General features: G+C 72.5%; 10 protein-coding genes. 4 read left to right on the plus strand and 6 right to left on the minus strand.

What is annotated here, in order from left to right:
• Positions 1 to 6: 6 nt before the first annotated feature.
• On the minus strand, positions 7 to 690 hold the full coding sequence (locus BU204_RS11500) for a M50 family metallopeptidase (RefSeq protein ID WP_075125592.1): 684 nt from the start codon (positions 688 to 690) through the stop codon (positions 7 to 9).
• Between the two features lie 4 nt (positions 691 to 694).
• Positions 695 to 1,876 (minus strand): FAD-dependent monooxygenase, encoded by a 1,182-nt coding sequence (locus BU204_RS11505; protein ID WP_075125593.1) that lies wholly within the window; start codon positions 1,874 to 1,876, stop codon positions 695 to 697.
• 49 nt (positions 1,877 to 1,925) lie between these two features.
• On the opposite strand from BU204_RS11505, the gene BU204_RS11510 reads away from it, so the two are divergent.
• Together BU204_RS11510 and BU204_RS11515 are read left to right on the plus strand one after the other, a co-directional pair.
• Positions 1,926 to 2,501, plus strand: a complete 576-nt coding sequence (locus BU204_RS11510; RefSeq protein ID WP_075125594.1) for a TetR/AcrR family transcriptional regulator — start codon at positions 1,926 to 1,928, stop codon at positions 2,499 to 2,501.
• An 11-nt stretch (positions 2,502 to 2,512) separates the two neighbouring features.
• A complete protein-coding gene (locus BU204_RS11515; RefSeq protein WP_075125595.1) occupies positions 2,513 to 3,349 on the plus strand; it encodes an enoyl-CoA hydratase-related protein in 837 nt (278 codons plus the stop codon).
• A 14-nt stretch (positions 3,350 to 3,363) separates the two neighbouring features.
• Here the strand turns inward: BU204_RS11515 and BU204_RS11520 are convergent, their stop codons facing one another.
• From BU204_RS11520 to BU204_RS40010, 4 genes are all read right to left on the minus strand, one after another.
• Complete coding sequence (locus tag BU204_RS11520; protein WP_075125596.1) at positions 3,364 to 5,172, minus strand: AMP-dependent synthetase/ligase; 1,809 nt, start codon at positions 5,170 to 5,172, stop codon at positions 3,364 to 3,366.
• 124 nt (positions 5,173 to 5,296) lie between these two features.
• Complete coding sequence (locus tag BU204_RS11525; protein WP_083661216.1) at positions 5,297 to 5,809, minus strand: flavin reductase family protein; 513 nt, start codon at positions 5,807 to 5,809, stop codon at positions 5,297 to 5,299.
• The gene (locus BU204_RS11530) at positions 5,806 to 6,603 is read right to left on the minus strand and encodes a class I adenylate-forming enzyme family protein (protein WP_075125597.1); all 798 of its coding nucleotides are present in this window, start codon (positions 6,601 to 6,603) and stop codon (positions 5,806 to 5,808) included. Before BU204_RS11530 ends, BU204_RS11525 begins: the two co-directional genes overlap by 4 nt.
• Positions 6,600 to 7,091: an aromatase/cyclase gene (locus BU204_RS40010; protein ID WP_075125598.1), complete on the minus strand. Its 492-nt coding sequence runs from the start codon at positions 7,089 to 7,091 to the stop codon at positions 6,600 to 6,602. Before BU204_RS40010 ends, BU204_RS11530 begins: the two co-directional genes overlap by 4 nt.
• Before the next feature lie 171 nt (positions 7,092 to 7,262).
• Here BU204_RS40010 and BU204_RS40015 point away from each other — a divergent pair, with 171 nt between their 5' ends.
• Complete coding sequence (locus BU204_RS40015) at positions 7,263 to 7,403, plus strand: hypothetical protein (protein ID WP_158073443.1); 141 nt, start codon at positions 7,263 to 7,265, stop codon at positions 7,401 to 7,403.
• A gap of 101 nt (positions 7,404 to 7,504) precedes the next feature.
• Entirely contained in the window at positions 7,505 to 7,951 is a 447-nt protein-coding gene (locus BU204_RS11540; protein ID WP_075125599.1) for a lamin tail domain-containing protein, read from the plus strand.
• The last annotated feature ends 81 nt before the right edge of the window (positions 7,952 to 8,032 follow it).

Raw genomic sequence — 8,032 nt, forward strand, 5'->3', positions numbered from 1 at the left:
TCTGCCTCACGCCAGCAACCACGCCGTCGCGAGCACCAGGCACCCGAGGTCGATCAGCATGAAGCTGCCCACCCAGAACAGGCCGGGCGCGCCGGTGATCTCCGCTAGCTGGTCGGCGTCGGAGTCCCTGGCCCGGCCGCGGCGGCGCTTGCCCTGCAGCTCGGCCACCGAGCGGACGCCGCCGAGCAGCAGGAACCAGGTGATCACGTGGGCGAAGGCGGCCTGCACCTCGCCCTTGGCCCACCACGCGACACCGACCAGCACCGCGCCGGTCACCAGGACCGAGAACACGCCGTAGATGTTGCGCACCATGACCAGCACGCCGAGCAGCAGCACCACGCAGGCCACGAGCAGCGCGGTCACCCGCTCGGCGCCGAGCAGGGCGGCGAAGCCCAGCCCGAGCAGCGAGGGCGCGACGTAGCCGGCGAACCCGGTGAGGACCATCCCCGGGCCGTAGGGCTTGCCCTTGGTGACCGTCAGACCCGAGGTGTCGGAGTGCAGCCGGATGCTGGCCAGCCGCCGCCCGGCCAGGACCGCGACCAGCGCGTGCCCGGCCTCGTGCACGATCGTGATCACGTGCCGGGACAGCCGCCAGGTCATCGAGAGCGCGACGATGGCCAGGGCGATGCCCGCCGCGACGAGCACCATGGTGTCCGGCGGGTCGATGCGGCCGAACAGGTCCTCCCACACGCTCCTAGCTGATCACACGGTCGGTCTGGTCCGTGTCAGCAGGGGGCTGCCAGTCGAACACGCCACGCAGGGACCGCACGAACATCGAGCGGGGCGTCAGCCGCACCACCAGGTTCCTGGCCGCCGCCGCGAGGGGCGAGTGCGCCTGGACCACCTCGCCCACCAGGTGCGACCTGCGGGCCAGCGCCTGCGTGCGTGGCCGGCGCAGGGCGTCGTAGCGGCGCAGTGCCGCCTCGAGGTCGCCCGTGGCGCCGACCAGGCGAACCAGCGTCGCGGCATCCTCGAGCGCCTGGCACCCGCCCTGGCCGAGGTGGGGCGTCATCGCGTGGGCGGCGTCGCCGACCAGCGCGACCCCGTCCCGGACGTAGGTCCGCAGCGGGGGCAGCTCGTAGAGGTCGTTGCGCAGGACCGCCTCCGGCGTCGCCGCCGCCAGCAGTGCCGGGATCGGGTCGTGCCACCCGGCGAAGCGCCGCCGGAGCTCGGCCAGCTCGCCGTCGGCGGAGCGGCCGCCGGCGGGGACGGTCGCGGTGGCGTAGCAGTAGATCCGCTCTCCCTGCATCGGGAACATGCCGAACACCGAACCGGGACCCCACGACTCGCCGCTGACCGGGCAGGGCATCGGCAGCACCAGCCGCCAGGCGGTTCGCCGGGCGTACCGGGGCGGGGCGGCCTCCGCGAACACCGACGTGCGGACCGCACTGCGCACCCCGTCCGCGCCGACCACGAGCTCGGCCGCCAGCTCCCCGGGCTCGCCGCCCTCGGTCGTGTACTCCACCACCGGGTGTGTCCCGTCCCGCCGCACGCCTCGCACCCGCGTGCCCGTCATCCGGCACGCGTCCGGGACACCGGCGAGCAGGGCGTCCAACAGCTCGGCGCGATGGGCGACCACCGCGTTGGCGGAGGTGTCCCCCACCGCGGCGTCGCCGGCCAGCCGAGCCAGCCACCGGCCGCGCCAGTCCCGCACGCCGCCGGGTTCCGGCAGCCGCTCCGCCGACAGCCGGTCGGCGGCACCGATCACCTCGAGGGCGCGGAAGGCGTTGGGCCACAGGGAGATTCCCGCTCCCACCGCGGACAGCTCCGGGGCCTGCTCGAGCACCCGCACGTCCCACCCGGCTCGGACCAGGCCGGCCGCCGTGGCAAGCCCGCCGATCCCGCCACCCACCACCACCGCACTGCGCATCGCCATGAACTCCTCCTCTACAGCTGTAGTGACTCTACACCCGTAGAGTGCCGTCATGGCAGACAATCGCCGGGATCACATCGCCGACGCGGCCATCCGAGCGTTGGCCGCGGGTGGCATGCGCGGGTTCACCCATCGCGCCGTCGACCGCGCGGCCGGCCTCGCCGAGGGCTCGACCTCCTACTACTTCCGGACCCGCGAGGCGCTGATCCTGGCCGTGCTGGCCAGGATGGCCGAGCTGGACATGACGGACGTCGGCGAGCTGCCCACCCTCGGCGGAACGGTCGGCCTGGACGAGCTCACCGAGCTGGTGACCGCCCTGGCGCTGCGTTGGCTCGGCGAGGGCAGGGACCGCACGCTGGCCCGCTACGAGCTGTCGCTGGAGTCGACCCGGCGGCCGGAGCTGCGCGCGAAGATGGCCGAGTACGGGTCCCGCTTCCGGCTCATGGCCGAGACCCTGCTGACCGCCGCCGGCACCCCCGAGCCCCGCCGACGGGCTCACGCGCTGCTCGCCTGTTTCGACGGGGTCGTCTACCACCAGCTCGCCGGGGTCGGCGGGAACCCGATGGATGAGGCCGACCTGCGCGCGGCCTGCCGGGACATGCTGGCCACCGCGTTGCGCCCGTCATAGCGTTGCCTGTCGTGGATCCCACCCTCGACTACGAGCAGATCGGCTACGCCGTCGCCGACCGCGTCGCGACGGTCACCCTCGACCGCCCGGAGGCGCGCAACGGCTACACCGTGCGGATGTCCGACGAGCTCGCGCACGCCCTGGAGCGGGCCGACGCCGACCCCGACGTGCGGGTGGTGGTGCTCACCGGCGCCGGCCGGGACTTCTGCGTCGGCGCCGACCTGTCCGCCGGGGGCCTCGACCTGGACGGCGCCGACCCGGCCGCCTGGGACGAGCCGGCCGGTCGCTGCTCGATGCGGATCTTCGCGATGAACAAGCCGGTGATCGCGGCCATGCGCGGGGCGGCGGTCGGTGCCGGCTCGACGATCGTGCTCCCCGCCGACTACCGGCTGGCCTCGACCGACTCGCGGTTCGGCTTCGTGTTCTCGCGGCGCGGCCTGTACCCCGAGGGCGCGTCGACCTGGTTCCTGCCGCGGCTGGTCGGGCTCGGCCGCGCGCTGGACTGGATGGTGAGCGGCCGCGTGTTCGACGCCGAGGAGGCCCTCGGTGCGGGCCTGGTCCACTCGCTGCACGAGCCGGACCGGGTTCTCGACCGCGCCCACGAGCTGGCCCGGGAGCTGATCGCGAACACGGCTCCGGTGTCGGTCGCGGTGATCCGCCAGCTGCTCTACCGGATGGCGCCGCTGGACTCGCCGTTCCCGGTGCGCCGCCTGGACTCCAGGCTGATCGCGGGCGCGTTCACCAGCCCGGACGCCGTCGAGGGCATCCTGGCGTTCCTACAGCACCGAGCCCCGCACTGGCGGGGCTCGGTGCCGGCCGACCTCCCGGACGGCCTGCCCTGGCGCTGAGTCGCGGACGTGCCCTAAAGGCGTAGGACGTCGTCGGTGGGGTCCGGCTCGAACAGCGACTCGATCTCGTGGCGGTACTTCTCCGCGATGGGCCTGCGGCGCAGCTTCATCGTCGGGGTGAGCTCATCGCCGCCCGGGTCCCAGGTGGTGGGGATGATCCGTACCCGCTTGAGCTGCTCGACCCGGGCGAGCTTCTCGTTGCCCTCCTGCACCCCGGCCAGCACGGCGGCCCGGATGTCCGGGTGCGCGGCGAGCTCCGCCGGCGAGGACGCGCTGATGCCGTGGGTGGCGGCGAAGCCGGCCGCCGCGTCCGGGTCGAGGACGGCGAGCGCTGCCACGTAGGGCCGGTTGTCTCCGATCGCCACTACCTGCCCGACCAGCGAGGTCGCCGCCTTGATCGCGTTCTCGATGTTCGACGGCGACATGTTCTTGCCGTGCGAGGTGATGATCAGCTCTTTCTTGCGGTCGACGATCGTGACGTACCCGTCGGCGTCGACCGTGGCGATGTCACCGGTGTGTAGCCAGCCGTCGGCGTCGAACAGCTCCGCGGTGCGCTCGGGATCGTTGCGGTAGCCCCGGGTGACCGTCGGGCCGCGGGTGAGCAGCTCGCCGTCCTCGGCGATCCTCACCTCCATGTTCAGCACCGCTCGCCCGACCGTGCCGAGCCTGGTCTGCCCGGGGGCGTTCGCGGTGGTGGCACCGCCGGTCTCGGACATGCCCCACACCTCGTAGATGCGGATGCCCAGCCCCCAGAAGAACTCGAGGATCTCCGGGGAGATCGCCGACGCCCCGGAGGCAGGGCCGCGGGCCTGGTCGAGGCCGAGCTTCTCGCGCAGCTTTCCGAGCACGAGCTTGTCGGCCAGCCGGTGCTGGACGGCCAGCGCCGGCGGCATGGACCGGCCGGCGAGCTCAAGCCTGGCCGCCCTGATGCCGGTGCGGATCGCCCAGTCGGCGATCTTCCGCTTGGCCCCGCTCTGTTCGGCGGCGAGCCCGGTGTCGATGGCGGCCTTGAACTTCTGCCACACCCTGGGCACGGCGAAGAACGAGTGCGGCCGGGCGTCGGTGAGCCCCTCGACGAGCTTGGTGAGGTCGGCGACGCAGGTGACCTGGATGCCGAACATGATCGCCGAGTACTGCGCGGTGACCCGGTCGGCGATGTGCGCCGCCGGCAGGTAGGACACGACCCGGTCCCCCGGGTCGATCTGGAACAGCACACGCATCGCGTCGGCCTCGGCGATCACGTTGGCGTGGGTCAGCTCGACGCCCTTGGGCGGCCCGGTCGTGCCCGAGGTGTAGATGATCGTGGCCAGGTCGGACGGTTCGACGGCCCGCCAGGCCGCCTCGAAGTCGAACCCCGAGTCGCCCCGCGACTCCAGCTCGGTCAGCGACATGGCGCCCTCGGCCTCCCCGTCGACGCACACGATGTGCTCGACGGTGCCGGCGACCTCCCGCAGCCGGGGCAGGAACCGCTCGTCGCAGAACACGACCGCGTTCCCCGCGTTGCCGAACAGGTAGGAGATCTGATCGGGGGCCGAGGTGTTGTAGATCGAGAACGGTGTCGCGCCCAGGTGCAGTGCGGCGGCGTCGGCGAGGTGGAACTCGGGCCGGTTGGTGAGCATCAGCCCGACGGTGTCCCCCCGGCCGACGCCGAGTGCGGCCAGCCCCGCGGCGATGGCGCGCACCCGCTGGTCCCACTGCCGCCAGGTGACCTCGACCCCCCCGCCCGGGGTTCGAAGTGCGACCGCGTGGGGGGTTCGACGCACGCGGTCCTGGAACGCCGCACAGAGCGTGATGTGGTTGGAGGCGGGGGTCTGGTTGGTCATGAGCACGCTCCGCTGCGGCTGTGGGGACACCCGTGGATCGCGTGATCGTAAGTGTCGCCACCCCTCCGCGTCCACGGGATCTGCGCTTTTCCGACAAACGGACGCTTCGTCCCGTGCCGACGGCTCAGCTGGCGCGCGGGAGCGTGTCCGGTCGGGCGAGCCGGCGGAAACCCTGCTCCAGGTAGACCAGCGGCTCGTGCGGTCCGGTCCTGGCCCGGACCACCTCACCCAGCAGGATCACGTGGTCACCGGCCGGCATCGAGCGCACCGACCGACATTCCAGCCGCACCGCGACGTCGTCCAGCAGCGGCACGTCCTCGAACCCCCAACTCACCGGGAGGCCCTCGAAATCGTTGGCCGAGTCGCGGGTGAACCGGTCGGCCAGCTCCTCCTGCCCGGCGCGCAGCACGTGCACGGCGTAGGCGTCCGCGGCGGTGAACACCGACCGGCAGTGCGCGTCCCGGTCGACGCAGACCGAGACCAACGGAGGCCGGGCGGACACCTCGCTGACCGCGCTCGCCGTGAAGCCCCACCACCAGCCGTCCCGGTCGGCGGTGGTGACCACGGCGACGCCGGTCGGCCAGTGGGTCATCGCGTCACGGGCCGAGCACGGGTAGACGGTCGAGGTGGTGATCACGATGCCCTGCTTTCCTGCTCGTCCACCCCGAGGTGCGCCCCGACCAGGGTCGCACCGAGGCGGAGTGCCTCCCGCCGGGCGGCGGCGGGGTCCGGGTTGCCCCAGAGCACCTGGGTAGCGCCGGCGGCGATGCCGGCGCCGAGGTCGTCGAGGGGGTAGGACGGGGCGGCGTTGAGCACGAGGGCCCTCTCCCCCAGGCGGGCCGCGGCGGTCACGGCCGCGGCCTTCAGCTGGTGGTGGCTGCGACCGGAGCGGCCGCAGACGGACACGATGGCCGGGGCGGTCTCCTCGCGGTCCCGGGGCTCCACCGCGAGCAGCCCGCGCTCGGCCAGGTCGGCGCAGGTCGGGCGCCCGGTCTCGCCAGGCCCGTCGAACAGCACCACCTGGTCGAGACGGGTTCGGCCGAGCACGCGCCGGACCCGCTCGTAGGCGACCCGGCCGAGGACCGCGGCCCGGACACCGGTCTGGTCCAGCACCTGGGCGAAGGTCTCGGCCGGCATCCTCGGGTTCACCGGGGTCACGAGGTTCCCGCTGCGCAGAACCGCGTAGAACGCCGCGGGGAGGCCGAGGCCGAGCCCGGTGGACACGGCGACCGGCAGCCCGTCGCCGCCGATCAGCTGGCGCAGCCCGAACGCGATCCGGGAGATGTCCCGGTCCAGCTCGGCGAAGGTGACAGTCCGGTCTCCCGCTCGCACCGCGACGCGGTCCGGCCAGCGGGTGGCGGCGAGCCTGGGCAGCACGTCCGCGGAGCCGACGGGGACGTCGGTGTGGCTCGCGAACGACAGCCCGGTCATGCCGGCATCACCTCCACCGGTTGGGCCAGCGGCAGCCACCGGCCCTCGGCGGCCTCACGCAGGGAGGCGAGCAGCGTGCCGCTGGTCGCGGCGATGACCTGCTCGAGCCGGCTCGCCTCGGCCGGGCTGTCGTCGACGACGCGGAAGTAGTGGGCGAGCTCGACGTGGGAGCCGCCGCCCTTGGGCACGACGAGCCAGAGCCCGCCGAGCGAGACGAGCGGGGGCAGCACGCTCTCGTGGCGGAACCGCACCTGCAGCCGCTTGGGGTTGGCCGCCCGCGAGGACAGCCAGCTGCCCGTCCGGCCGCCGACAGTGCCCCAGAGCCGAAGCCGTTCACCGGTCGCGTCGACCCCCAGGTGCTCCACCGCGCGCACCGCGCCGAACAGCGCGGGCCATCGATCGATGTCCGCGACCAGCTGGTACACCCGTCGCGGCGGTGCGGCGATCGTGACAGACCGCCGAGCGGTCCAGATGCTGAGCTCCGTCATGGTTGTCGCCTCCTCTGGGTTGGCGAGCACCTGTATGTGAGTTTCCTCACCGCCGCTGAAAGATCGGTCGAGTCGGCCTGAAGTCGAGGACTCCGCTCGAGGTCGACCGAGGCTCGAGGTGTCGGTCACATGCTGGAGGTTCTCCCGCTTTCCCGGCGAAAGGAGTCCGCGATGAGCGAGACGCCCGCGGTGCCGCCCCGGGACACCCCCACGGTGTTGATCCTCGACACCGGCGCGCCCGCCCGCCGGTTCCGCAACCTCATCGTTCGTGTCCGCTCGGTAGCGCCTCCACCGCGTAACGTCAGCAAGTGACGTTCCGTCCCTCCGGGACGGTCGTGGTCCGGAATGTCCTGTAACGACCCGTCGCTCGACGCCGACCTTCGTAGACATCCGAGATCACGGAGGCAAAAGAAATGCGAAAGACAGTTCTTGCCGTGGTGTCCGCGGTAACGGCGATGCTCGCCGGTCTGCTCGCCGCCGTTCCGGCCGAGGCCGCCGGTGGAGTGATTCTCTACCGCGCCTACTACAACTCACCCGGCACCGACAACCGGAGCAATGTCAGCCTGAACGCGGAGTACGTGCAGCTCAAGAACACCAGCACCGTGGCGAAGGTCGTGACCGGCTGGACGCTGCGGGACAAGCAGAACCACGTCTACCGCTTCCCGACAACGCGGATCGGCGCCGGGCAGTACCTGACCGTCCGCACCGGCCGCGGCACGAACAATGCCGCCACCCGTTACTGGGGCAGCGGCAACTACATCTGGAACAACACCGGCGACACGGCCTATCTGCGCACCTCGACCGGGGCGCTGGCGGACACCTGCACCTGGGGCGGCACCGGCAGCTGGCGCTACTGCTGAGCGCGGCGCGGCGTCTCGCGGCTGGGTCTGTCTGGTTCAGACGGTCCAGGTGTCGTTGCCGGTGAGGAGTTGTTGGAGGTT

The organism is Actinophytocola xanthii (genome assembly GCF_001921205.1).
Lineage (GTDB): Bacteria > Actinomycetota > Actinomycetes > Mycobacteriales > Pseudonocardiaceae > Actinophytocola > Actinophytocola xanthii.